Raw genomic sequence first — 23742 nt, 5'->3', positions numbered from 1 at the left:
TAGAGGTTGTGAGTGCTGGTTTCCTACGGCGGTTTCCCTGTGTGATGGCGTGCAAGGTAAAGGCTGTAGTGGCTACAGGGTCAACTGAAATGCTGAGTCTTGAGCCCTGAGTATGGTCATCTGCGACAGCCTGTCGCAGCGGGCAAGCCCGAATGCCCATGCGCTACATTCAGGCAAGTGCTGTTTGGCAGATAACTACCGTGTATTTGTTTCCATGTATTGCTATGTTGCCTTTTGCACTTCGCATCCTAGATCAAAACAACTTCCATAAGCCGTGGATGACGGATTTGTAATGTTCCAGTCACCTTGCCGATAAGTTCAAAACCCTACCGTGGCGGCATCAAAGATTCTTGAATAAAGGAAGTCTTCCATTGCCCGGTTTAAAAGAGCGGACGGCGCGAGCACGCCTGAAAAAAACAGCGAGGACAGTGACGGCCAGCGTTGTGTGGCTGGCCGGCACGGGGCTTGTGCATGCATCGACCCTGACCCTCGATCAAGCCCTGCAAACGGCATTTGCCGGTAACCCGGATCTGGCGGCTGCGCAGTGGGAAATCGGCATCGCCGAGGGTGAGCGCAAACAGGCCGGTCTGATCCCCAACCCCGAAGTGTCGTGGGAGGCCGAAGACACCCGGCGCGATTCGCGAACCACCACGGTGATGCTCAGCCAACCGATCGAACTGGGCGGCAAACGTGGTGCACGGATCGACGTCGCCAGCCGCGCGCAGGACGCCGCCGGGATCGAGTGGGAGCGCAAGCGCAATGCCTTGCGCGCCGATGTGATTCAGGCGTTCAACAGCGCCCGGACCGCGCAACAACGCTTGCAGTTGTCCCGCCAGTCGCTGCAACTGGCCGAACACGGTTTGCGCGTCGCCCAAGGACGCATCGAGGCCGGCAAATCCTCGCCAGTCGAAGGCACCCGGGCGCACGTGCAACTCTCCGAAGTGCGCCTGGAACTGAGCCGCGCCGAACGCGATCGGGCCAACGCCTACCAGCAATTGGCGCAGGTCATGGGCGCACCGTTGCCAGCCTCGACCACCGTGCAAGCGGCCACGCAAAGCGTGCCCACCGTGCCACCGGCGAGCCGATTGCTGGAGCGCCTGAACGAGACCGCCGAACTGCGTCTGGCCAAATTGCAGATCGATCAGCGCGAAGCCTCATTGGGTCTGGAAAAGTCGCAACGCATTCCCGACCTGACCGTGAGCATTGGCAGTCAATACAGCGAAACCGAGCGCGAGCGGGTCAACGTGGTCGGGCTGTCGCTGCCGATTCCGCTGTTCAACCGCAATCAGGGCAACGTGCTGGCGGCAGCCCGGCGCAGCGATCAGGCGCGGGACCTGCGCAACGCCACCGAGCTGCGTTTGCGCACGGAAATCCAGACCGCCCTTGAGCAATGGCAGACCGCCAACGGCGAAGTCGAAGCGTTCAACCAGACCATCCTGCCCGCCGCGCAAAGTGCGGTCGACAGCGCCACACGCGGCTTCGAAATGGGCAAGTTCGGCTTCCTCGATGTGCTCGACGCCCAGCGCACCCTGATCAGCGCACGCAGCCAATACATCCAGGCCGTCAGCGAGGCGACGGACGCGCGAGTACGCATCGAACGCATCTTCGGCGACCTCACCGTCAGCCCTTGAATTTCATCTTTCAAATCACTGCGCGATGGCATGGCGCAGAGGAGTTTCCATGGAAAAAAAACTGATCGTGGTGGCTGCGGCGACGTTGGCGCTGGGCATTGGTATTGGCTCGATGTGGCCGGGAAATGCGTCCATCGACGCTCACGCCGATGAAGCGGCGGAACACGCCGGTCACGCTGAAGAAGGCACAGCAGCCAACGGTGAACATACAGAAGAAGGGCACCTGGAGCTGAGCACCGAACAGATCGCAGCGGCGGGCATTCAACTGGCCGAAGCGCGGGCGCAGAACATCAGCCTCGGCTTGCCGTTCCCCGGCGAAGTGCGCTTTGACGAGGACCGTACCGCGCACGTGGTGCCTCGGGTGCCCGGGGTGGTCGAGTCGGTGTCGGTCAATCTCGGGCAGTCGGTGAAGAAGGGCCAGTTGCTGGCGGTGATCGCCAGTCAGCAGATCTCTGATCAGCGCAGCGAACAGGCTGCCGCGCAGCGGCGCCTGACCTTGGCGCGCACCACCTACGAACGCGAGAAAAAACTGTGGCAGGACAAGATCTCCGCCGAGCAGGATTTCCTTCAGGCACGCCAGGCATTGGAAGAAGCCGAAATTGCCCTGACCAATGCCCGGCAAAAAATCAGCGTGCTCAGCGGCAGCGTGGTCGCCACCGGCGGCAATCGCTATGAACTGCGCGCGCCGTTCGACGGTGTGGTGGTGGAAAAACACCTGACGCCGGGGGAGGTGGTCGATGAGACCTCGGCGGCTTTTACCCTCTCCGACCTGTCGCGGGTGTGGGTGACGTTCGGCGTTTCGCCCAAGGATCTGACCAAGGTACAAGTGGGCAAACCGGTCACCGTCAGCGCCCCGGAACTCAATGCTGAAATCGCCGGCACCGTGGCCTACGTCGGCAGTTTGCTCGGTGAACAGACCCGCACTGCAACGGTCCGCGTGACCCTGGAAAATCCGCAAGGCTCGTGGCGCCCCGGCCTGTTCGTCACCGCGCTGGTGGCGACCGACAGTCGCCAAGCCAGGGTCGCCGTACCTGAAACCGCGATCCAGACCGTCGAGGACAAACCCACGGTGTTCGTGCGCACCGATGACGGCTTCAAGGCGCAAGCGGTGGAGCTGGGCAGTCGCGCGGCCGGTCTGGTGGAAGTCACCCAAGGTCTGGAACCGGGCGTGCAAGTCGCCAGTGCCGGCAGCTTCATCCTCAAATCGGAATTGGGCAAAGCCTCAGCCGAGCATTCTCATTGAAGGCTCCCACTGATCCGTCAACCTCGACCGGAAGGTTCTCATGTTCGAACGCCTGATCCAGTTTGCCATCGAGCAGCGCATCATCGTGCTGCTCGCCGTTCTCCTCATGGCCGGCCTCGGCGTCGCCAGTTACCAAAAACTGCCGATCGACGCCGTGCCGGACATCACCAACGTCCAGGTGCAAATCAACACCGGCGCGGCCGGGTTCTCGCCGCTGGAAACCGAGCAGCGCATCACCTTCCCGATTGAAACCGCCATGGCCGGTTTGCCGGCGCTGGAGCAGACCCGTTCGCTGTCGCGTTCGGGGCTGTCGCAGGTCACGGTGATCTTCAAGGACGGCACCGATCTGTTCTTCGCCCGGCAATTGGTCAACGAGCGTTTGCAGATCGCCAGGGAGCAATTGCCCGAGGGCGCGGAAGCGCTGATGGGGCCGATTTCCACCGGGCTCGGGGAGATTTTCCTGTGGACGGTGGAGGCGCAGGACGGTGCGCTGAAGGACGACGGCACCGCCTACACGCCAACCGATTTGCGGGTGATTCAGGACTGGATCATCAAGCCGCAATTGCGCAACGTGCCCGGTGTGGCCGAGATCAACACCATCGGCGGATTCGCCAAGGAATACCAGATCGCCCCCGACCCGAAGCGGCTGGCGGCTTACAAATTGACCCTCACCGATCTGGTCACGGCGCTGGAGCGCAACAACGCCAACGTCGGTGCCGGTTACATCGAGCGCAGCGGCGAGCAGCTGCTGATTCGCGCGCCCGGGCAAGTGGCGAGCACTGACGACATCGCCAATATCGTGATGGCCAATGTCGACGGTACGCCGATCCGGATCAAGAACGTCGCGACGGTAGACATCGGCCGCGAACTGCGTACCGGTGCCGCCACCGAAAACGGTCGCGAAGTGGTACTGGGCACGGTGTTCATGCTGATCGGCGAAAACAGCCGAACAGTCTCCCAGGCGGTGGCGACCAGGCTTGAGCAGATCAATCGTTCCCTGCCCAAAGGCGTGATTGCGGTGCCGGTGTATGACCGCACGCACCTGGTGGACAAGGCCATCGCCACGGTGAAAAAGAACCTGGTGGAAGGGGCGATTCTGGTCATCGCGATTCTGTTCCTGTTCCTGGGCAACATCCGCGCGGCGTTGATCACCGCGATGGTCATTCCGCTGTCGATGCTGTTCACCTTCACCGGCATGTTCACCAACAAAGTCAGCGCCAACTTGATGAGCCTCGGCGCCCTCGACTTCGGCATCATCGTCGACGGCGCGGTGGTGATCGTCGAAAACACCCTGCGACGGCTGGCCCATGCGCAGCAGCATCACGGGCGTTTACTGAGCCGTTCCGAGCGTTTCCATGAAGTATTCGCAGCGGCCAAAGAAGCGCGGCGGCCGCTGATTTTTGGCCAGTTGATCATCATGGTCGTGTACCTGCCGATCTTCGCCCTGAGCGGTGTCGAAGGGAAAATGTTCCACCCGATGGCCTTCACCGTGGTCATCGCGCTGTTGGGCGCCATGCTGTTGTCGGTGACGTTTGTGCCGGCGGCCATTGCGTTGTTTGTCACCGGCAAGGTCAAGGAAGAAGAGGGCGTGGTCATGCGCGGCGCGCGTCGCGTTTATGCGCCGGCGCTGGCGTGGGTGATGTCCCATCGCGCCATGGCGGTGGGGGCGGCGCTGGCTGTGATTGTGCTCAGCGGCGTGCTTACCAGCCGCATGGGCAGCGAGTTTGTGCCGAGCCTCAGTGAGGGCGATTTTGCCCTGCAAGCCTTGCGCGTGCCGGGCACCAGCCTCACACAATCGGTGGACATGCAGCAGCGTCTGGAGACCTTGATCCTCAACAAGGTGCCCGAAGTCGAGCGTGTGTTCGCCCGTACCGGCACCGCCGAAATCGCCTCCGACCCGATGCCGCCAAACATCTCCGACAGCTACGTGATGCTCAAGCCGAAGGCGCAGTGGCCGGATCCGGGCAAGTCCCGCGAAACGCTGATGGCCGAACTGCAACAAGCCGCCGCGACGCTGCCGGGCAGCAACTATGAACTGTCGCAGCCGATCCAGTTGCGCTTCAACGAACTGATCTCCGGCGTGCGCAGCGATGTGGCGGTCAAGGTGTTCGGGGATGACATGGACGTGCTCAACGCTACGGCGGCGAAGGTCGCTGCCGCCATGCAGAAGGTCAACGGCGCGTCCGAGGTCAAGGTCGAGCAAACCACTGGCCTGCCGGTGCTGACCATCAACATCGACCGCGACAAGGCGGCGCGTTATGGGCTCAACGTCGGTGACGTGCAAGACACCATTGCGGTGGCGGTCGGCGGGCGTCAGGCCGGGACATTGTATGAAGGCGATCGGCGTTTCGACATGGTGGTGCGCCTGTCTGATGCCATGCGCAAGGACATCGACGGTTTGTCGGCACTGTTGATTCCGGTGCCGGCGCCCCTGAATGGCGCGGCCGATCAGATAGGCTTCATCGCCCTCAAGGATGTCGCCAGCCTTGATCTGGTGCTCGGGCCGAATCAGGTCAGCCGCGAAAACGGCAAGCGGCTGGTGATCGTCAGCGCCAACGTGCGTGGGCGCGATATTGGCTCCTTCGTTAAAGAGGCCGGCGAGGTGATCGAGCGCGATGTGCAGGTGCCGGCGGGTTACTGGACCGGCTGGGGCGGGCAGTTCGAGCAGTTGCAGTCGGCGGCCAAACGCTTGCAGATCGTGGTGCCGGTGGCCTTGCTGTTGGTGTTCGGCTTGCTGTTCATGATGTTCAACAACCTCAAGGATGGCTTGCTGGTGTTCACCGGGATTCCGTTTGCGTTGACCGGGGGCGTCATGGCCTTGTGGTTGCGGGACATTCCGCTGTCGATCTCGGCGGGCGTTGGTTTCATTGCGCTATCGGGGGTGGCGGTGCTCAACGGGTTGGTGATGATCGCGTTTATCCGCAATTTGCGGGAGGAGGGGCGTTCGCTCGCTGATGCAATCAATGAGGGTGCGCTCACACGTCTGCGCCCGGTGTTGATGACGGCGCTGGTGGCGTCCCTAGGCTTCATTCCCATGGCTTTGGCGACCGGCACGGGTGCCGAGGTGCAGCGACCGTTGGCGACGGTGGTGATCGGTGGGATTCTGTCCTCGACCATCCTGACGCTGCTGATTTTGCCGGCGCTGTATCAGCTCGCGCACCGAGGTGAAGAGGAGAGGAGTCCCACCTCATAAGCCAATGTTTCAGGCATACCACTATCTGTGGCGAGGGAGCTTGCTCCCGCTGGACTGCGTAGCAGGCCCCTTCTTTTTTTGTGAAGGAGGGGCCGCTTCGCGACCCAGCGGGAGCAAGCTCCCTCGCCACAGGTGCCTTTCAGGTTACATAACGGATATGTAATTTGCGCGCCACCGTCACGAAAGGTTCGGATTGTTACCTTGATCCCGTTAGTTAATTAAACGAGGAATCAAGCATGAAATTTGTACAACTGAGTGCGTTCGCAGCGGCGTTGGTGATGTCTTCTGTTGTTTTGGCTGAAGGTGGCGGCGACAGAGTCTTTGAGAAAATGATGGCGGCCAATGACCGTTCGGTGGAGGCGTTTGTCGCCAAGGAACAGGCGCGTAACCCCGTCGTGTTGAATGAAAAAAAGGACGACAAGACCAAAGACTTGTAAGCGTGTCGCACCTGAACTAGCCCGTCATCGAAGGCCGATGGTGGGCTTTTTTTTGAGCCTGGATTTGAAGGTACTGGATATGAAAGTTTTTAAGTTGATGGCGTTCGTCGGTGTGATGGCGATGTCGTTGAATGCGCTGGCAGAAGGCGGCGGTGACAGGACGTTTGAGAGGGCGTTCAGTGCCAACGCCCAAGCCATGCAGCAATACGCGGCCAACCAGGGCAAACCTGCGCCGGTGGTGAAAGATTACGAATACGGGATGAAGTTGGATGTGGTCAAAGTGGTGAGCGTTGTGCGACCGCAAGTTGCCTGCTCCGTGGTGCCGACTGCCATGACCTATGAAGATTCAAAGGGCCAACTCAATACCATCAAATACACCGTGGCAGGCGATTGCCGCCGACAGGGCGGGTGAGGGCACAGAGGGCCTCCAACCTACGTTGAGTATTTCAATTCGGGATGTTTAACAGATATGGCGAAGGTAGGGAGGCTTCCCACAATGTTTTCAGGTTGTCCGTCGGACGTCCGCTCTCTAGCCTGTGTTTGTCGCTGCCAATTCAGTGATCGGAATTGGAACCCCGCGGCTCCACTGAAAGCAAAAGCGCCTTTCATGACGTGCGCACCTTGATGTGTGCACTCCGTTATGGCGGCTGTGCGCGGGAGACTTCGAGTCTGTCGGGTTTTGCTCAGTGGCCCGGGTTCCAACCTGCGTACAGCTGCCTCCTTTTCGCGTTGAACCGAATGGGTCAGCTCTAACCATCACGCTGAATGCCGAAATCATGAAAAAGCCAACACCAAACCCTCCCGAAACAGAAACCGACCCTGTAGGCGTCGCCGAAGGCTGCTTCTGCAGTGCTCAATTCACGGGCATAAAAAAGGCGCCCCGAAGGACGCCAAAGGATTCACCTCTTACCAAAGGAGCAAGGAGCTTCTAAAGGTGAATTTGCATTAGCCGTGAAGTCAGAGAATCGCCAGCGGATACTCGACAATCACCCGCACTTCATCCAGATCCGACTCAAACGCCGTGGCGCGGGTGGTGGCCTGGCGCAAACGAAGAGACATGTCTTTCAACGAGCCGCTCTGCACCACGTATTTGACTTCGATGTCGCGCTCCCAGCGCTTCTGGTCAGTCAGTGGGTTGCCGTCGGCATCGCGGCGCATGTACACGGCGTTGGCGTTGGAGTAATCGGCGTCGGTGCCGCGGGCGTAACGAGTCATGAACGACAAACCCGACACGCCATAGCTGCTCATGTCGAGGTCGTAACGCACCATCCACGAACGTTCCTTGGGCGAGTTGAAGTCGCTGTACTGGATGGAGTTGTCGAGGAAGATCGAGTCGGACTGGCGCAGGTAATCGAAGTCGTCGTTGCCGTTGTTGCGCTGGTGCGACAAGGCAACGGAGTGGGCGCCGAGTTTCACCCCGACACGGCCGCTCCAGATGTTGTTGTCGAACTCGCCGAGCAGTTGTTTGCCTTCGTCGACCGCCTTGTAATAGTTCAAGCCACCGAATAGCGACAGGTCATCCGACAGCGGATAAGTCCATGCGGTGCCGGCGTAATACTGATTCCAGGCATCCTTGAGGCGACTGGAATACAGGCTGAAACTGAGGTTTTTGTTCAGTGCATAGTCGCCACCGAGATAGCCGACCCACGGCGAATTGACTGGACCGGCGTAGAAGGTCGCGAAGTTCTCGCGCATGTCGCTGGACACCGGCTGGCTCATCGCATGCAGGCGACCGCCCTGTACCGACAGACCTTCGATGCTGGTGTTGGTGGCCGTGACACCCCGGAAGCTTTCCGGCAACAGTCGGGAGTCACCCGCCGCAACCACCGGGTTGGCGGGGAACACATCGCCGACCTTCACCACCGTATCGAAGGCGCGCACTTTGGCGACGCCACCGACCTTGGTGTATTCATCCCGCGCCTGACCATCGCTGTCGACCGGCAACACGTCGAAAGAACTACGGCCACCGTTGCGCCCGTCACCGGTATCGAGTTTCAAGCCGATCATCGCAAACGCATCGACCCCGAATCCAACGGTGCCTTGGGTAAAGCCGGATTCGAACTTGCTGATGACCGCGTGAGCCCAGGCCTCGGAATAGCCATTGCCGGTGGGACTCGACTGGCCGTCACGGTGATCACGATTGAAGTATAAGTTGCGGTTGAGCACCGTCAGGCTGCTGCCCTCGATAAACCCCTCGGGTTTTTCTTCCGCCAACACCATGGACGGCCCGGAGCCGACAACCACCGCTAAAGCGGCTATCGACATTTTTGTATTGTTAACCATCAATCACTCCTTGGGTTCGGCAGAACGGGAACGTGCTTCGGCGTGGGTTTTATTGTTCGGCGGGCAAGGGCCCGCCGGCATGGTCGCCGGGTGACATCGTTGCAAGCTGCGGATAACGCCAAGGTGATGGGGGAATTACAATTTCGTCATGTGGGTGTGGTGTTGCCCGATCAGACCAAAACAGCCAGATCCGTGTACCGGACAACCAATGGATCGGCGGTGAGGAGTTTCATGGGTTCTGTCATGGCCGTTGCAACAATGAGACGGTCAAACGGGTCACGATGGTGATGTTCGAGGTCCTTCACGGCAATGGCGTGTTCTGAGGTCACAGGCAGCTCGATGAACCCGCTGTCGAGGCAGCACTGGCGGATTTCTTCCAAGTCAACGTTCAGCTTTCCCAGTCCAACCTTGATCGCCATCTCCCAGAATGTCGCTGCGCTGATGTAAATGTCGGCAGCGCTCTCAATGAGCTTTCTGGCTTTGCTGGATAGCCTGGGGTCATCGCTGAGCGTCCAGAGCAAAATATGTGTGTCGAGCAGAAGCCTCATTCTTGAGTGCCTTCAAAAGCATCGAGCATGTCGTCAGGCAATGAGGCGTCAAAGTCTTCGGGGAGCACCAGTTTGCCTTTCATCGCTCCGATACGCTGGCCGCGGGTTTTTCCCACCGGAACCAGACGCGCAAGGGCCCGGCCATGTTTGGCAATCGTGATGATCTGCCCGGCGGCTGCGTCATCGACGAGCTTGGACAGGTTATTTTTTGCTTCGGCCAACGGAACGACGATCATGGTGTCTCTCCCATATTCTGGACAAATATAGCCAGAAATTTGAGGGGCGGTAAAGATGCGCGATTCTTCAAGTGGGACGGGGGGCGATTTGGAGCGTTTCACTCGATGGGTCAGCAGCGTGACATTACCCTGGCGCTCAGCGGCCAAGGCGTCGAGGCCGTCTACCAGTTCGGAAAAGATGTCACGGTTCATTGTTCTTTCTCGCGTTGATTTATCGATCCAGCCAGTCATTCAAGATAGAGCCAAGTGCGCAGTGCTGGATGTAGGACGAAACGGACATTCCTGCGCGAGGTTTCGGGGATTGCAGAAGGAGGGGAGGGCAGCGGTAACAAATCCCACAAACGCAAAAACGGCACCCGAAGGTGCCGTTTCTGTTTTCTACCGAGTATCGCTTAAGCGATCAACCCGCCAACCCCGACTGTTGAACCAGGTTCAGCAGCGGTTGTGGGTACAGGCCGAGGAAGAACGCCAGTACGGCGATCGCCAGCAGCATCACGCCGCCTGCACGTTGTTCCCAGTGCAGTTGCGCATCGTGGCGACGCAGGTTCGGTTCCATCAGGTACAGGGTGACCATCACACGCAGGTAGTAGAAGACGCCGATGGCGCTGCCCAGTACCAGGGAGCCGACCAGCCACCATTGGTGCGACTCGACGCCGGTGGCGATGATGTAGAACTTGCCGATGAAGCCCGCGGTCAGCGGGATACCAGCCAGGGACAGCATCATCACGGTCAGGACGGCGGTCAGGTACGGACGGCGCCAGAACAGGCCACGGTATTCGTACAGGGCATCCGCGTCACGGCCGCTGTACGGCGAGGACATCAGGGTGATCACACCGAACGCGCCGAGGCTGGTGATCACGTAGGTGACCAGGTACACGCCGATGGCTTCCACGGCCAGGCCCTTGCTCGCCACCAGGGCGATCAGCAGGTAACCGAAGTGTGCGATGGACGAGTAACCCAGCAGACGCTTGAGGTTGCTCTGGGTCAGTGCCAGCAGGTTACCGAACAGGATCGACGCGATGGCGATGACGGTCAGCACGTTGCTCAGCACGCCACTGCTCGCCGCTGGCGAGATCTGGAACAGACGCACCATCACCGCGAACACAGCCACTTTGGAGGCCGTGGCCAGGAACGCTGCCACCGGTGCCGGAGCCCCTTCGTAAACGTCCGGGGTCCAGAGGTGGAACGGTACCAGCGACAGTTTGAACGCCAGGCCGATCAGCATCATGCCCAGGCCCAGTTGCGCGATCGGGCTAGGCAGGCCGGTGGCCGCCAGGGCCTGACCGATGCCGTTGAAGCTCAGGCTGCCGGCTTCGGCGTAGAGCAGGGCCATGCCGAACAACAGGAACGCGGAACCGGCGGCCGACAGCACCATGTACTTGATGCCGGCTTCCAGTGAACGCTTGTTGAAGAAGGCGTAAGCCACCAGACCGTAGACCGGTACCGAGAGCAGTTCCAGACCGACGAACAAGCCGGCCAGGTGCTGCGCGCTGACCAACACCAGGCCACCGGCGGCGGACATCAGGATCAGCAGGTAAAGTTCTTCACGGTTGCCCGGGTAGCCCGTACCGCCATCGCCCAGGTAGGCGTGGGCGAGGGTCACACAGGCGAGGGTGGCGACCAGGATCAGCGCCATGTACAGGCAAGCGAAGGTGTCGATCTGCAGCAACGGGGTCACGGCCAATGGCGCGACTTTCAGGGCTGGCAGGATCGACAGCAAGGCCAGGTTAAGACCTGCCACCGACAGCAGGAAGGTTTGCGAGTGGTTGCGGCGCCACGCGATAGCCAGCATCACCACGATGATCGTGGCGCTGGTGATCAACAACGGCGCAAGCGCGATAAAGTGTTGAGTCGTGAATTCCATAGCGCTCTTACCGGGCCGAAGCGAGTTGAGTGAAGGCGGAGCCGAGCCACTGCTGCACGCCATGCATCGTCGCGGCAGAGGTATCGAGGAACGGTTGCGGGTACACGCCGATGTAAAGCAGCAGTGCCGCAAGCCCAACCACCATGATCAGTTCGCGACCGTCCATGCCATGCAGCACCGCGTCGGATTTCGACGGGCCGAAGTAGGCGCGGTGGATCATGATCAGCGAGTAGACCGAACCGAATACCAGGCCGGACGTGGCGATCACGGTGACCCATGGCGCGCTGGCGAAGGTGCCGATCAGGATCAGGAACTCACCGACGAAGTTACCGGTCGCCGGCAGGCCCAGCGACGCCGCTGCGAAGAACAGGCTTAGGGCTGGCAGGTAGGCAATCTTCGACCACAGGCCACCCATCTCGCGCATATCGCGGGTGTGGGTGCGCTCGTACAGCTGACCGGAGAGGATAAAGAGTGCCGCGGCCGACAGACCGTGAGCCAGCATCTGCATGACCGCGCCCTGCAGCGCCAGTTGGCTGCCGGAGTAGATGCCGATCAACACGAAGCCCATGTGGGAAACGGACGAGAAGGCAATCAGACGCTTGATGTCGGTTTGCGCAAAGGCCAGGAACGCACCGTAGAAGATCCCGATCAGACCCAGGGTCATGGCGAACGGCGCGAACTCGGCCGAGGCATTCGGGAACAGCGGCAGGGCGAAACGCAGCAGGCCGTACGCAGCAGTCTTCAGCAAGATACCGGCCAGGTCCACGGAACCCGCGGTCGGTGCCTGGGCGTGAGCGTCAGGCAACCAGGAGTGGAACGGTACGACGGGCAGCTTGACCGCGAAGGCGATGAAGAAGCCGAGCATCAGGATGTACTCGGTGGTCTGCGACATCTTGGTTTTCAACAGATCGGCGTAGTTGAAGGTAATCACGCCGGTGTCGTTGAAGTTGACCAGTACCAGGCCCAGGATCGCCACCAACATGATCAGGCCGGAAGCCTGAGTGAAGATGAAGAACTTGGTCGCCGCGTAGATCCGGGTTTTCTTGCCGTCCGAAGAACTGTGACCCCAGAGCGCGATGAGGAAGTACATCGGCACCAGCATCATTTCCCAGAAGAAGAAGAACATGAACAGGTCGAGGGCGAGGAACACGCCAACGACACCGCCCAGGATCCACATCAGGTTCAGGTGGAAGAAGCCCACGTGACGCTGAATCTCTTTCCAGGAGCAGAGTACCGAGAGGACACCCAGCAGGCCGGTCAGCAGGATCATCAACAGCGACAGGCCGTCGAGGGCCAGGTGCACGTTGATGCCGAAGCGCTGGATCCAGACGTGTTTGAACTCAAGCGCCCAGGTCGGATCGGCGCCAGGTTTTGGTGCAAATGAATAGTCACCGTTGGCCCACAGCCAGAGGCCGAGGGAGAGCAGCAGGGACATGGTGATCAGCGCAATCCAGCGGGGGAGGGTGGCGCCGAAGCGCTCACCCATCCAGCACAGCAGGCCGCCGATGAAGGGGATCAGGATTAGCCATGGCAGAATCATGACGGGCTCGTTTCCTTTCGCAAGTTCGCAAGGTTCATAGTCAGACCGCTACCAGCACGACGGCGCCGATTACCAGCACGGCACCAGCAGCCATCGAGGCGGCATACCAACGCAATTGACCGGTCTCGGTGCGGCTCAGGGCGGTGTGACCGCCTTTGGCCATACGCGGGATCAGACCGATGGTCTGGTCGAGCGGGTCTTTGCGCAGAATGTGGCTGATCGCAAGGTATGGCTTGACGAACAGTTTGTCGTAGATCCAGTCGAAGCCCCAGGCAGCGAACCACCAGGCCGAAAGGAAGCGGCCGATGCCGCTGTTGGCGATAGCCGTGACGAAGCGACGCTTGCCGAGGAACAGCAGCGCGGCCAGCAGGATACCGGACAGGGCGATGGCGCCCGAAGCGATTTCCAGGCTGTGCTTGGCTTCGCCGCCGGCATGGCCGACGCTTTCCGGCAGTACGCCGTGCAGCGGTGGAACGATCATCGCGCCGACGAACGTCGACAGTACGATCAGCACCGACAGCGGCAGCCAGTGAGCAACACCGTGACCGGCATGGGCTTCGGTCTTCGCTTCACCGTGGAACGTGATGAAGATCAGGCGGAAGGTGTACAGCGAGGTCATGAAGGCACCGACCAGACCGGCATACAGCAGGCCTTCGTTACCGCTGGCGAACGCTTCCCAGAGGATTTCATCCTTGGAGTAGAAGCCCGCGGTCACCAGAGGCAAGGCCGCCAGGGCCGCGCCGCCGACGATGAAGCTGGCGTAGGCCAGTGGCAGTTTCTTCCACAGGCCGCCCATCTTGAAGATGTTCTGCTCGTGGTGGCAGGCAACGATCACCGCACCGGATGCAAGGAACAGCAGCGCCTTGAAGAAGGCGTGGGTCATCAGGTGGAAGATCGCGCCATCCCATGCACCGACGCCCAGGGCCAGGAACATGTAGCCGATCTGGCTCATGGTCGAGTAGGCGAGGATACGTTTGATGTCGGTCTGAACCAGTGCGGCAAAACCTGCCAGCACCAGCGTCACGCCACCCACGACACCTACCAGGTGCAGGATATCCGGCGCCAGTGCGAACAGGCCGTGGGTACGGGCGATCAGGTAGACACCGGCGGTTACCATGGTCGCGGCGTGGATCAGTGCCGAAACCGGAGTAGGGCCGGCCATCGCATCCGCCAGCCAGGTTTGCAGCGGCAGTTGCGCGGATTTACCGACAGCGCCGCCCAGCAGCATCAGGGTCGCCAGAACGATCCAGAAGTCACCGGCCTTGAAGTGCTCAGGCGCCTTGACCAGCAGTTCCTGGATATTCAGCGTGCCCAGTTGCTGGAACAGGATGAACAGGCCGATGGCCATGAACACGTCGCCGACGCGGGTCACGATGAAGGCTTTGAGTGCCGCGTTACCGTTGTTGCGGTTGCTGTAGTAGAAACCGATCAACAGGTACGAGCACAGGCCCACGCCTTCCCAGCCGAAGTACACGAACAGCAGGTTATCGGCCAGGACCAGGAACAGCATGCTGGCGATAAACAGGTTGGTGTAGGCGAAGAAGCGCGAGTAACCGGCTTCACCGCGCATGTACCAGGACGCGAACAGGTGGATCAGGAAGCCCACGCCCACCACCACACCGAGCATGGTCACGGACAGACCATCCAGGTACAGGGCGAAGTTCGGCGTGAAGCCTTCCACCGCCATCCATTGCCACAGCACCAGGGTGTAGTGGCCACCCTCCGGCGGTGCAACGTTGAATTGCCAGATCACATAAGCCGCGACGATCGCCGACAAGCCGATGGAGCCGACGCCGATCAGCGCCGAGAGGTTTTCCGAGAGGCGTCCCCGGGAGAACGCCAGCAGCACAAAACCGATCAGGGGGAACAGGAAAGTCAGATAGAGAAGGTTCATCCGCGCATCTCGCTGGCAGCGTCGATATCGAGAGTGTGGAAGCGGCGATACAGCTGCAACAGAATCGCCAGGCCGATACTGGCCTCGGCGGCTGCCAGGCTGATCACCAGGATGAACATGATCTGTCCATCCGGCTGCGCCCAGCGGCTACCGGCAACGATGAACGCCAGTGCGGAGGCATTCATCATGACCTCCAGGCTCATCAGCACGAAGAGAATGTTGCGCCGGACCATCAGGCCGACCAGACCGAGGCAGAACAGGATGCCGGCGACCGCCAGACCATGCTCCAAAGGGATAGCAGGCATCGTCATTGCTCCTTGGCTTCGTTGCGGCCCAAGTGGAACGCCGTGACGGCTGCGGCGAGCAGCAGCATCGAGGCGAGTTCGACCACCAGCAGATAAGGACCGAACAGGCTGATGCCCACGGCCTTGGCGTCTACGGTGGTGTGGCCGAGGGCCTGGCCGCTGGAGTGGCTGAACAGCACATACAGCAGTTCAGCCAGCAGCAGGCCGCCGAGTACGACCGGGCCCAGCCAGATACCGGGCTTGAGCCAGACGCGCTCTTGCTGAACCGAGGCCGGGCCCAGGTTCAGCATCATCACCACGAACACGAACAGCACCATGATGGCGCCGGCGTAGGCGATCACTTCCAGTACACCGGCAAACGGTGCGCCAAGGGCGAAGAACGTCATGGCCACGGCGATCAGCGAAATGATCAGGTAGAGCAGGGCGTGCACGGGATTGGTGTTGGTGATCACGCGAAGCGTGGACACAACAGCGATACCCGATGCGAAATAGAAAGCGAATTCCATCGTTCTTCCTTAAGGCAGCAAGCTCTTCACGTTGATCGGCTCGGCTTCATTCTGCGCGGCGCCTTTTGGCTTACCGGCAATCGCCATACCTGCAACACGATAGAAGTTGTAGTCAGGGTTTTTACCGGGACCGGAGATCAGCAGATCTTCTTTCTCGTAAACCAGGTCCTGCCGCTTGAACTCGGCCATTTCGAAATCCGGTGTCAGCTGGATCGCGGTGGTCGGGCAGGCTTCCTCGCAGAGGCCGCAGAAAATGCAGCGCGAGAAGTTGATGCGGAAGAAGTCCGGGTACCAGCGACCGTCTTCGGTTTCAGCTTTCTGCAGCGAGATGCAACCCACCGGGCACGCCACGGCGCACAGGTTGCAGGCTACACAACGCTCTTCGCCGTCGGGGTCGCGGGTCAGGACGATACGGCCACGGAAACGCGGCGGCAGGTACACGGGTTCTTCCGGGTACTGCAGCGTGTCGCGCTTGCGGAAGGCGTGGCCGAAGATCATCACCAGGCTGCGAAGCTGGGTGAAGAAGCCATGCACGATGTCAAAAATGTACTTCATGATTCTCTATCCTCACTGAGCCGCGACGGCGGGCGTGTTGAGCAACACGATCGCAGCGGTCACCAGCATGTTGACGAGGGTCAGCGGCAGGCAGAACTTCCAGCTGAAGTCCATCACTTGGTCATACCGTGGGCGCGGAATCGAGGCGCGCAGCAGGATGAAGAACATGATGAAGAACGCGGTTTTCAGTGCGAACCAGATGAACGGGATCTGCGGCAGCAGGCCGAACGGGCCGTGCCAGCCACCGAAGAACAGCGTGACCAGCAGCGCCGAGATCAACACGATGCCGATGTACTCACCCACGAAGAACATGCCCCATTTCATGCCGGCGTATTCAATGTGGTAACCGTCGGCCAGTTCCTGTTCCGCTTCCGGCTGGTCGAACGGGTGACGGTGAGTCACGGCGACGCCAGCGATGAAGAAGGTCAGGAAACCAAAGATCTGCGGAATGATGAACCACATGTTCTGCGCTTGGTATTCAACGATGTCGCGCATGTTGAACGAGCCAACCTGGATCACGATGCCCATCAGCGACAGGCCCATGAACACTTCGTACGACACGGTTTGTGCCGAGGCCCGCAAGCTGCCCAACAGGGCGAACTTGTTGTTGCTCGACCAGCCGGCGAACAGCACCGCGTAGACCGAAAGACCCGCCATGGCGAAGAAGAACAGGATGCCGATGTTGATATCCGCCACGCCCCAGGTCGGGGTGATCGGGATGATCGCGAAGGCAATCAGCAAGGCGCTCATGGCCACGACCGGTGCCAGGGTGAAGATCACTTTGTCGGCGAACGGCGGGGTCCAGTCTTCCTTGAAGAACATCTTGATCATGTCGGCCGCAATCTGGAACGCGCCGAACGGGCCGACGCGGTTCGGACCGTAACGGTCCTGCCAGAGGGCGAGCAAACGACGCTCGACCCAGCTCAGCAGCGCGCCGCAAACCACTACGGCGAGCAGAATCACGATGGCCTTGAGGACCGCGATGATTACATCGATCACTTCAGGAGTGAACCAGGTCATAGCGCTGCCTCCTGCAGACCGTCAACGGATTTGCCAAAGATGGCTGGTGGAATGCCGGCGATACCTGCAGGCAATGCGACCAGACCGGCACCCAGCTCTTCGTTGATGCGCAGCGGCAGACGCAAAGTCTGGCCGGCAACGTTCAAGCTCAGCAGGGCACCGTCATTGACACCCAGGCGATCGGCTTCGGACTTGGCCAGCGACACGTAGGCGGCCGGGATGCGTTCCTGCACCGGTGCGGCTTTGGAAGAGTTTTCTTCGCTGCCGAACAGGTGGAAGAACGGTACGACCTGCCAGGTGCCTGGCGCCGGGTTGAACGCACGCGGAACACTGGCGAACCAGTTCAGCGAATCACCGGTGCTTTCGATCAGGCGAGTGCCCGGGTCGCCAGCGCGCAGGTGACCACCGACTTCGTCCTGGAACTTGTTCCAGGCTTGCGGCGAGTTCCAGCCCGGAGACCAGGCGAAAGGTACTTGCTGGCGCGGTTCGGCGGAGCCCGAGTAACCTTCCATGGAGAACGAGAACGCGGTGTCGTTATCCTGGGAAGTACGCGGTTCGTGCACGCTGATGTCGGCGCGCATGGCGGTACGACCGGAGTAACGCAGCGGTTCGCGCGCCAGTTTCAGGCCTTTGATCCGGAATGCGGCGGACGGTGCGGCATCGACGATACGCGCCAGTTGCGGCGTGCTTGCAGCAACGGCAGCGGTGACGTGGTCCAGTTGGGTCCAGTCGATCGGCTGGTTCAGCAGGGTCGAACGCAGGGCGTGCAGCCAGCGCCAGCCTTCGTGAACCAGAATGCTCGCGTCGAGGTAAGTCGGGTCGAAGACCTGGAAGAAGCGCTGGGCGCGGCCTTCCTGGCTGACCAGCGTACCGTCGCCTTCAGCGAAGCTGGCCGCTGGCAGTACCAGGTGCGCGCGATCGCTGGTGGCGGTCTTCTGATGGTCCGCCACGATCACCACTTTCGCGGCGTTCAGGGCAGCATCGACCTTGGATTTGTCGGTGCGGGTGTACAGGTCGTTTTCCAGCACGACGATGGCGTCGGCACGGCCGTCGATTACCGCTTGCAGCGCTTCGTCGACCGAGTTGCCGCCGAGCATGGCCAGGCCGAGGCTGTTGGCCTCTGGCACGATCAGGCTGATGGAACCGTTCTTCTCGCGCAGCTTCAGGGCTTTGGCGATGTTTGCCGCCGCTTCGATCAGCGCCTTGGAACCCAGCGAGGTACCGGCAATGATCAGCGGACGCTTGGCGGCGAGCAGGGCGTCGGCAATGCGCTTGGCCAGCGCCAGAGCTTCAGCGTCCAGACCTTCAACGGCCGGTGCGCTGGCGTCGAGGGCGTGAGCCACGGCGAAACCGATGCGGGCCAGGTCGTCTGGTGCGGCGTGAACGCATTCTTCAGCGATGTCGTCGAGCTTGGTTTCAGCCAGGCTGGCGATGAACAGCGGGTTCAGCTCGTGCTGGCCGATGTTCTTCACCGCGGCGTCGAGCCATGGCTGAACGCGCATGGCGTCGGCCATGTCTTCGGCCTTGCCCTTGACCGATTGACGCAGGGCCAGGGCCATGCGCGCAGCGGTCTGGGTCAGGTCTTCGCCGAGGACGAAAATCGCATCGTGGTCTTCGACGTCGCGCATGTTCGGGATCGGCAGCGGGCTGTCTTTGAGCACCTGCATGACCAGACGAATGCGTTCCAGCTCCGAGGCTTCGATACCGGAGTAGAAGTGCTCGGCGCCGACCAGTTCGAGCAGCGCGTAGTTGCTTTCGAGGCTGGCGCGTGGCGAACCGATACCGACGATGTTGCGACCGCGCAGCAGGTCGGCGGCTTTATCCAGTGCTTCGTCCAGGCTCAGTTTCGCGCCGTTGGCCAGCAGTGGCTGACGTGGGCGATCCTTGCGGTTGACATAGCCATAGCCGAAACGGCCACGGTCGCACAGGAAGTACTGGTTCACCGAACCGTTGAAGCGGTTTTCGATGCGGCGCAGTTCGCCGTAACGCTCGCCCGGGGAGATGTTGCAACCGCTGGAGCAGCCATGGCAGATGCTCGGCGAGAACTGCATGTCCCATTTGCGGTTGTAGCGCTCGGAGTGAGTCTTGTCGGTGAACACACCGGTCGGGCAGACCTCGGTGAGGTTGCCGGAGAACTCGCTTTCCAGGGTGCCGTCTTCAACGCGACCGAAGTACACGTTGTCGTGGGCGCCAAACACACCGAGATCGGTGCCACCGGCGTAGTCCTTATAGAAGCGCACGCAGCGATAGCAGGCGATGCAGCGGTTCATTTCGTGGGAAATGAACGGGCCCAGTTGCTGGTTCTGGTGGGTACGCTTGGTGAAGCGATAACGGCGCTCGTTGTGGCCGGTCATCACCGTCATGTCTTGCAGGTGGCAGTGACCGCCTTCCTCACAGACCGGGCAGTCGTGAGGGTGGTTGGTCATCAGCCATTCAACGACGCTGGCGCGAAACACTTTCGCTTCTTCGTCGTCGATGGAGATCCAGCTGCCGTCGGTGGCGGGGGTCATGCAGGACATGACGATCCGACCACGCTTGTCGTTCTCGTCGGTGTACTGCTTGACCGCGCACTGGCGGCAAGCGCCAACGCTGCCAAGGGCTGGGTGCCAGCAGAAATAAGGGATATCGAGGCCTAGCGACAGACATGCCTGTAACAGGTTGTCTGCCCCATCGACTTCGAGCTCTTTGCCGTCTACGTGGATAGTGGCCATGGTTCAAAGTTCTTCGTTGGCCCGGTGTCAGCGGGCGTGGCTAATGGAATCTTGTTATCCGTCCAAATCCAAACAGCCTCGAAAGGCGTCATCGGACGAAAGGCGAACGGCACGGACCGTTCGCCTTTTTTAAAGCGTTAAGCGCCGACTACGATCGGCTTTGCCAGAGGCGGGACGACGGCGCGGGTAGGCGCGATGCCGGCTTCGAACTCTGGACGGAAGTATTTGATGGCACTGCCCAACGGCTCCACGGCACCCGGTGCGTGAGCACAGAAGGTCTTGCCTGGGCCGAGGAAACCGACCAGACCCAGCAGGGTCTCGATATCGCCGGCTTGCCCTTCACCGTTCTCGATCGCGCGCAGCAGCTTGACGCTCCACGGCAGACCGTCACGGCATGGGGTGCAGAAACCACACGATTCACGGGCGAAGAACTCTTCCATGTTGCGCAGCAGGGAAACCATGTTGACGCTGTCGTCCACCGCCATGGCCAGGCCGGTACCCATACGGGTGCCCACTTTGGCGATGCCGCCGGCGTACATTTGTGCGTCCAGGTGTTCCGGCAACAGGAAGCCGGTACCGGCGCCGCCTGGCTGCCAGCACTTGAGCTTGTAACCGTCGCGCATGCCGCCGGCGTAGTCTTCGAACAGCTCGCGACCGGTAACGCCGAACGGCAATTCCCACAGGCCCGGGTTCTTGACCTTGCCGGAGAAGCCCATGAGCTTGGTGCCCATGTCTTCACTGCCTTCGCGAGCCAACGATTTGTACCAGTCCACGCCGTCGGCGATGATCGCCGGCACGTTGCACAGGGTTTCGACGTTGTTCACGCAAGTCGGCTTGCCCCACACGCCGACGGCGGCAGGGAAGGGCGGCTTGGAGCGCGGGTTGGCGCGGCGGCCTTCGAGGGAGTTGATCAGTGCGGTTTCTTCACCGCAGATGTAACGCCCGGCGCCGGTGTGGACGAACAGCTCGAAATCGAAGCCGCTGCCCAAAATGTTTTTACCCAACAGCCCCGCTGCCTTGGCTTCTTCCACTGCACGGTTGAGGTGCTTGGCAGCGGTGGTGTACTCGCCACGCAGGAAGATGTAGCCACGGTAGGTTTTCAGCGCGCGAGCACTGATCAGCATGCCTTCGATCAGCAGATGGGGCAGTTGCTCCATCAGCATGCGGTCTTTCCAGGTGTTCGGCTCCATTTCATCCGCGTTGCACAGCAGGTAGCGGATGTTGATGGATTCGTCCTTGGGCATCAGGCCCCACTTCACGCCAGTGGGGAAGCCTGCGCCGCCGCGACCCTTGAGGCCGGAGTCTTTCACGGTCTGGACGATGTCGTCCTGGGCCATGTCGGCGAAGGCCTTGCGTGCAGCGGCGTAACCGTTCTTGGCCTGGTACTCGTCGAGCCATACGGCTTCGCCGTCGTCACGCAGGCGCCAGGTAAGCGGGTGAGTCTCGGCCGAACGCTTGATGCGGTTGGCTGGACCGAAGGAAGTCAGGGTCATACGTAGCCCTCGAGCAATTTGGCAACGCCGGCAGGCTGCACATCACCGAATGTGTCGTCGTCGATCATCAACGCCGGCGCCTTGTCACAGTTGCCGAGGCAGCAGACCGGCAGCAGGGTGAAGCGACCGTCGGCGGTGGTCTGGCCCAGGCCGATGCCCAGCTTGCTCTGGATTTCGCTGACCACCGACTCATGGCCGCCGATGTAGCAGACCATGCTGTCGCAGACGCGGATGATGTGACGGCCGACTGGCTGACGGAAAATCTGGCTATAGAAAGTAGCCACCCCTTCAACGTCGCTGGCCGGGATGCCGAGGATTTCGCCGATGGCGTAGAGCGCGCCGTCAGGCACCCAACCACGTTCCTTCTGGACGATTTTCAGGGCTTCGATCGACGCCGCGCGCGGGTCTTCGTAGTGATGCAGCTCGTGCTCGATGGCCGAGCGCTCGGTTTCGCTGAGGGCGAAACGGTCTGTCAGGATAAGCGTGCTGTTCATGCTTAACGGTCCACGTCGGCCATAACGAAATCGATACTACCCAGGTACGCGATCAAGTCCGCGACCATGCTGCCTTTGATCACCGAAGGGATCTGCTGCAGGTGCGGGAAGCTTGGGGTACGAATCCGGGTGCGGTAGCTCATGGTGCCGCCATCGCTCGTCAGGTAATAACTGTTGATGCCCTTGGTCGCTTCGATCATCTGGAAGGATTCGTTGGCCGGCATGACCGGGCCCCACGAAACTTGCAGGAAGTGCGTGATCAGGGTCTCGATGTGCTGCAGCGTGCGCTCTTTAGGCGGCGGCGTGGTCAGCGGGTGATCCGCCTTGTACGGGCCTTCCGGCATGTTGCGCAGGCACTGCTCGATGATCTTGATGCTCTGGCGCATTTCTTCGACGCGAACGATGCAACGGTCGTAGGCATCGCCATTGGCCGCCAGCGGGACTTCGAATTCGAAGTTTTCGTAGCCGGAGTAGGGGCGAGCTTTACGCAGGTCGAAATTGCAACCGGTCGAACGCAGGCCGGCACCGGTGACGCCCCATTCCAGGGCTTCCTTGGTGTTGTAGGCGGCGACGCCGATGGTCCGGCCACGCAGGATGCTGTTGTCCAGTGCGGCTTTCTGGTATTCGTCCAGACGCTTTGGCATCCACTCGACGAAATCCTTGACCAGTTTTTCCCAGCCGCGTGGCAGGTCGTGGGCGACGCCACCGATGCGGTACCAGGCCGGGTGCAGGCGGAAACCGGTAATGGCTTCGATCACCGTGTACGCCTTCTGGCGGTCGGTGAAGGTGAAGAACACCGGAGTCATCGCGCCGACGTCCTGGATGTAAGTCCCCAGGAACAGCAGGTGGCTGGTGATCCGGAAGAACTCGGCCATCATGATGCGGATGACATCGACCTTCTCGGGCACCTTGATGCCGGCCAGCTTCTCGACCGAGAGCACGTACGGCAGGTTGTTCATTACGCCGCCGAGGTAGTCGATACGGTCGGTGTACGGAATGAAACTGTGCCAGGACTGGCGCTCGGCCATCTTCTCGGCACCACGGTGGTGGTAGCCGACGTCTGGCACGCAGTCGACGATCTCTTCACCGTCCAGCTGCAGGATGATACGGAACGCACCGTGGGCCGAAGGGTGGTTCGGACCCAGGTTGAGGAACATGTAGTCCTCGTTCGGGCCGGAACGCTTCATGCCCCAGTCTTCAGGCTTGAAGCGCGCGGCTTCTTCCTCAAGCTGTTGCTTGGCCAGGGTCAGGCTGAACGGATCGAACTCGGTGGCACGGGCCGGGAAGTCCTTGCGCAGCGGGTGACCTTCCCAGGTCGGCGGCATCATGATGCGGCTCAGGTGCGGGTGGCCGGCAAAGTGAATGCCGTACATGTCCCACACTTCACGCTCGTACCAGTTGGCGTTCGGCCAGATGCTGGTGACGCTCGGCAGGTTGAGGTCGCTCTCGGACAAGGCGACCTTGATCATTACGTCACTATTACGTTCGATCGACATCAAGTGATAGAACACAGTGAAGTCGACGCCGTTTGGCAGCCCTTGACGCTTGGTACGCAGACGCTCGTCCACGCCGTGCAGGTCATAGAGCATGACGTACGGCTTGGGCAGGTTGCGCAGGAAAGTCAGGACTTCGACGAGTTTGGCACGGGCAACCCAAAGCACCGGCATGCCGGTGCGGGTAGGCTGGGCGGTGAACGCCTCTGGGCCAAAACGGTTGTTCAGTTCGACGACCACATCCTGGTCGTCTGCCTTATAAGGCGGGATGTACAGAGCACTGCCTGCAGTCATGG

Annotated in this window: 19 protein-coding genes; 5 read left to right on the top strand and 14 right to left on the bottom strand. The window is 60.7% G+C overall.

Translation table 11 applies throughout. The annotated features are described in order from the left end of the window. Window positions 1-371 precede the first annotated feature (371 nt). From AC07V0_RS20110 to AC07V0_RS20090, 5 genes are all read left to right on the top strand, one after another. The gene (locus AC07V0_RS20110; protein WP_086944991.1) at window positions 372-1631 is read left to right on the top strand and encodes a TolC family protein; all 1260 of its coding nucleotides are present in this window, start codon (window positions 372-374) and stop codon (window positions 1629-1631) included. Window positions 1632-1680: 49 nt separating this feature from the next. Further along, on the top strand, window positions 1681-2874 hold the full coding sequence (locus AC07V0_RS20105) for an efflux RND transporter periplasmic adaptor subunit (RefSeq protein ID WP_086944990.1): 1194 nt from the start codon (window positions 1681-1683) through the stop codon (window positions 2872-2874). A 40-nt stretch (window positions 2875-2914) separates the two neighbouring features. Further along, a complete protein-coding gene (locus AC07V0_RS20100) occupies window positions 2915-6067 on the top strand; it encodes a CusA/CzcA family heavy metal efflux RND transporter (RefSeq protein ID WP_018925499.1) in 3153 nt (1050 codons plus the stop codon). A gap of 236 nt (window positions 6068-6303) precedes the next feature. Then, window positions 6304-6504 (top strand): co-regulatory protein PtrA N-terminal domain-containing protein, encoded by a 201-nt coding sequence (locus AC07V0_RS20095; RefSeq protein ID WP_018925500.1) that lies wholly within the window; start codon window positions 6304-6306, stop codon window positions 6502-6504. Between the two features lie 79 nt (window positions 6505-6583). Continuing rightward, entirely contained in the window at window positions 6584-6916 is a 333-nt protein-coding gene (locus AC07V0_RS20090) for a DUF2790 domain-containing protein (protein ID WP_086945151.1), read from the top strand. A gap of 545 nt (window positions 6917-7461) precedes the next feature. Here the strand turns inward: AC07V0_RS20090 and AC07V0_RS20085 are convergent. The 14 genes from AC07V0_RS20085 to nuoC form a co-directional block, all read right to left on the bottom strand. Next, window positions 7462-8787: an OprD family porin gene (locus AC07V0_RS20085; protein WP_086944989.1), complete on the bottom strand. Its 1326-nt coding sequence runs from the start codon at window positions 8785-8787 to the stop codon at window positions 7462-7464. Window positions 8788-8957: 170 nt separating this feature from the next. Continuing rightward, window positions 8958-9335, bottom strand: a complete 378-nt coding sequence (locus tag AC07V0_RS20080) for a type II toxin-antitoxin system VapC family toxin (RefSeq protein ID WP_086944988.1) — start codon at window positions 9333-9335, stop codon at window positions 8958-8960. After that, window positions 9332-9763 (bottom strand): type II toxin-antitoxin system Phd/YefM family antitoxin, encoded by a 432-nt coding sequence (locus AC07V0_RS20075; RefSeq protein WP_086944987.1) that lies wholly within the window; start codon window positions 9761-9763, stop codon window positions 9332-9334. The genes AC07V0_RS20080 and AC07V0_RS20075 overlap by 4 nt, the downstream gene beginning before the upstream one ends. 208 nt (window positions 9764-9971) lie before the next feature. Further along, entirely contained in the window at window positions 9972-11435 is a 1464-nt protein-coding gene (nuoN, locus tag AC07V0_RS20070) for an NADH-quinone oxidoreductase subunit NuoN (protein ID WP_018925505.1), read from the bottom strand. A gap of 7 nt (window positions 11436-11442) precedes the next feature. Beyond that, window positions 11443-12975 (bottom strand): NADH-quinone oxidoreductase subunit M, encoded by a 1533-nt coding sequence (gene nuoM, locus AC07V0_RS20065; protein WP_018925506.1) that lies wholly within the window; start codon window positions 12973-12975, stop codon window positions 11443-11445. Between the two features lie 40 nt (window positions 12976-13015). Beyond that, window positions 13016-14869, bottom strand: a complete 1854-nt coding sequence (gene nuoL, locus AC07V0_RS20060; RefSeq protein ID WP_064618791.1) for an NADH-quinone oxidoreductase subunit L — start codon at window positions 14867-14869, stop codon at window positions 13016-13018. Beyond that, the gene (gene nuoK / locus AC07V0_RS20055) at window positions 14866-15174 is read right to left on the bottom strand and encodes an NADH-quinone oxidoreductase subunit NuoK (RefSeq protein ID WP_007940879.1); all 309 of its coding nucleotides are present in this window, start codon (window positions 15172-15174) and stop codon (window positions 14866-14868) included. The genes nuoL and nuoK overlap by 4 nt, the downstream gene beginning before the upstream one ends. Window positions 15175-15176: 2 nt before the next feature. Beyond that, a complete protein-coding gene (gene nuoJ / locus AC07V0_RS20050) occupies window positions 15177-15680 on the bottom strand; it encodes an NADH-quinone oxidoreductase subunit J (protein ID WP_018925508.1) in 504 nt (167 codons plus the stop codon). Window positions 15681-15689: 9 nt separating this feature from the next. After that, the gene (gene nuoI, locus AC07V0_RS20045; protein WP_007940875.1) at window positions 15690-16235 is read right to left on the bottom strand and encodes an NADH-quinone oxidoreductase subunit NuoI; all 546 of its coding nucleotides are present in this window, start codon (window positions 16233-16235) and stop codon (window positions 15690-15692) included. Between the two features lie 12 nt (window positions 16236-16247). Further along, window positions 16248-17255 carry an NADH-quinone oxidoreductase subunit NuoH gene (gene nuoH, locus AC07V0_RS20040; RefSeq protein ID WP_018925509.1) on the bottom strand — a complete coding sequence of 336 codons (1008 nt, stop codon included), beginning with the start codon at window positions 17253-17255 and terminating at the stop codon, window positions 16248-16250. Continuing rightward, complete coding sequence (nuoG, locus tag AC07V0_RS20035) at window positions 17252-19966, bottom strand: NADH-quinone oxidoreductase subunit NuoG (protein ID WP_018925510.1); 2715 nt, start codon at window positions 19964-19966, stop codon at window positions 17252-17254. The genes nuoH and nuoG overlap by 4 nt, the downstream gene beginning before the upstream one ends. Window positions 19967-20103: 137 nt before the next feature. Further along, window positions 20104-21459 (bottom strand): NADH-quinone oxidoreductase subunit NuoF, encoded by a 1356-nt coding sequence (gene nuoF / locus AC07V0_RS20030; RefSeq protein ID WP_018925511.1) that lies wholly within the window; start codon window positions 21457-21459, stop codon window positions 20104-20106. Beyond that, a complete protein-coding gene (gene nuoE, locus AC07V0_RS20025; RefSeq protein WP_007905058.1) occupies window positions 21456-21953 on the bottom strand; it encodes an NADH-quinone oxidoreductase subunit NuoE in 498 nt (165 codons plus the stop codon). Before nuoE ends, nuoF begins: the two co-directional genes overlap by 4 nt. A gap of 2 nt (window positions 21954-21955) precedes the next feature. Then, on the bottom strand, window positions 21956-23740 hold the full coding sequence (gene nuoC / locus AC07V0_RS20020) for an NADH-quinone oxidoreductase subunit C/D (RefSeq protein ID WP_018925512.1): 1785 nt from the start codon (window positions 23738-23740) through the stop codon (window positions 21956-21958). Between the last annotated feature and the right edge of the window lie 2 nt (window positions 23741-23742).

This window comes from Pseudomonas sp. GW821-FHT01E10 (assembly GCF_059422365.1).
Note: the sequence above shows the minus strand (reverse complement) of the source record. Positions and strands in the feature narration are given on the sequence as shown.

What these genes read in the sequence shown, in the direction of transcription:
- AC07V0_RS20100 (WP_018925499.1), top strand. Translation starts at nt 2,915, where the DNA reads ATGTTCGAACGCCTGATCCAGTTTGCCATCGAGCAGCGCATCATCGTG.
- nuoK (WP_007940879.1), bottom strand. Translation starts at nt 15,174, where the DNA reads ATGCCTGCTATCCCTTTGGAGCATGGTCTGGCGGTCGCCGGCATCCTG.
- AC07V0_RS20080 (WP_086944988.1), bottom strand. Translation starts at nt 9,335, where the DNA reads ATGAGGCTTCTGCTCGACACACATATTTTGCTCTGGACGCTCAGCGAT.
- nuoL (WP_064618791.1), bottom strand. Translation starts at nt 14,869, where the DNA reads ATGAACCTTCTCTATCTGACTTTCCTGTTCCCCCTGATCGGTTTTGTG.
- AC07V0_RS20105 (WP_086944990.1), top strand. Translation starts at nt 1,681, where the DNA reads ATGGAAAAAAAACTGATCGTGGTGGCTGCGGCGACGTTGGCGCTGGGC.
- nuoM (WP_018925506.1), bottom strand. Translation starts at nt 12,975, where the DNA reads ATGATTCTGCCATGGCTAATCCTGATCCCCTTCATCGGCGGCCTGCTG.
- nuoE (WP_007905058.1), bottom strand. Translation starts at nt 21,953, where the DNA reads ATGAACAGCACGCTTATCCTGACAGACCGTTTCGCCCTCAGCGAAACC.
- AC07V0_RS20085 (WP_086944989.1), bottom strand. Translation starts at nt 8,787, where the DNA reads ATGGTTAACAATACAAAAATGTCGATAGCCGCTTTAGCGGTGGTTGTC.
- nuoC (WP_018925512.1), bottom strand. Translation starts at nt 23,740, where the DNA reads ATGACTGCAGGCAGTGCTCTGTACATCCCGCCTTATAAGGCAGACGAC.
- nuoG (WP_018925510.1), bottom strand. Translation starts at nt 19,966, where the DNA reads ATGGCCACTATCCACGTAGACGGCAAAGAGCTCGAAGTCGATGGGGCA.
- nuoJ (WP_018925508.1), bottom strand. Translation starts at nt 15,680, where the DNA reads ATGGAATTCGCTTTCTATTTCGCATCGGGTATCGCTGTTGTGTCCACG.
- AC07V0_RS20075 (WP_086944987.1), bottom strand. Translation starts at nt 9,763, where the DNA reads ATGAACCGTGACATCTTTTCCGAACTGGTAGACGGCCTCGACGCCTTG.
- nuoI (WP_007940875.1), bottom strand. Translation starts at nt 16,235, where the DNA reads ATGAAGTACATTTTTGACATCGTGCATGGCTTCTTCACCCAGCTTCGC.
- nuoN (WP_018925505.1), bottom strand. Translation starts at nt 11,435, where the DNA reads ATGGAATTCACGACTCAACACTTTATCGCGCTTGCGCCGTTGTTGATC.
- AC07V0_RS20090 (WP_086945151.1), top strand. Translation starts at nt 6,584, where the DNA reads ATGAAAGTTTTTAAGTTGATGGCGTTCGTCGGTGTGATGGCGATGTCG.
- nuoH (WP_018925509.1), bottom strand. Translation starts at nt 17,255, where the DNA reads ATGACCTGGTTCACTCCTGAAGTGATCGATGTAATCATCGCGGTCCTC.
- nuoF (WP_018925511.1), bottom strand. Translation starts at nt 21,459, where the DNA reads ATGACCCTGACTTCCTTCGGTCCAGCCAACCGCATCAAGCGTTCGGCC.
- AC07V0_RS20095 (WP_018925500.1), top strand. Translation starts at nt 6,304, where the DNA reads ATGAAATTTGTACAACTGAGTGCGTTCGCAGCGGCGTTGGTGATGTCT.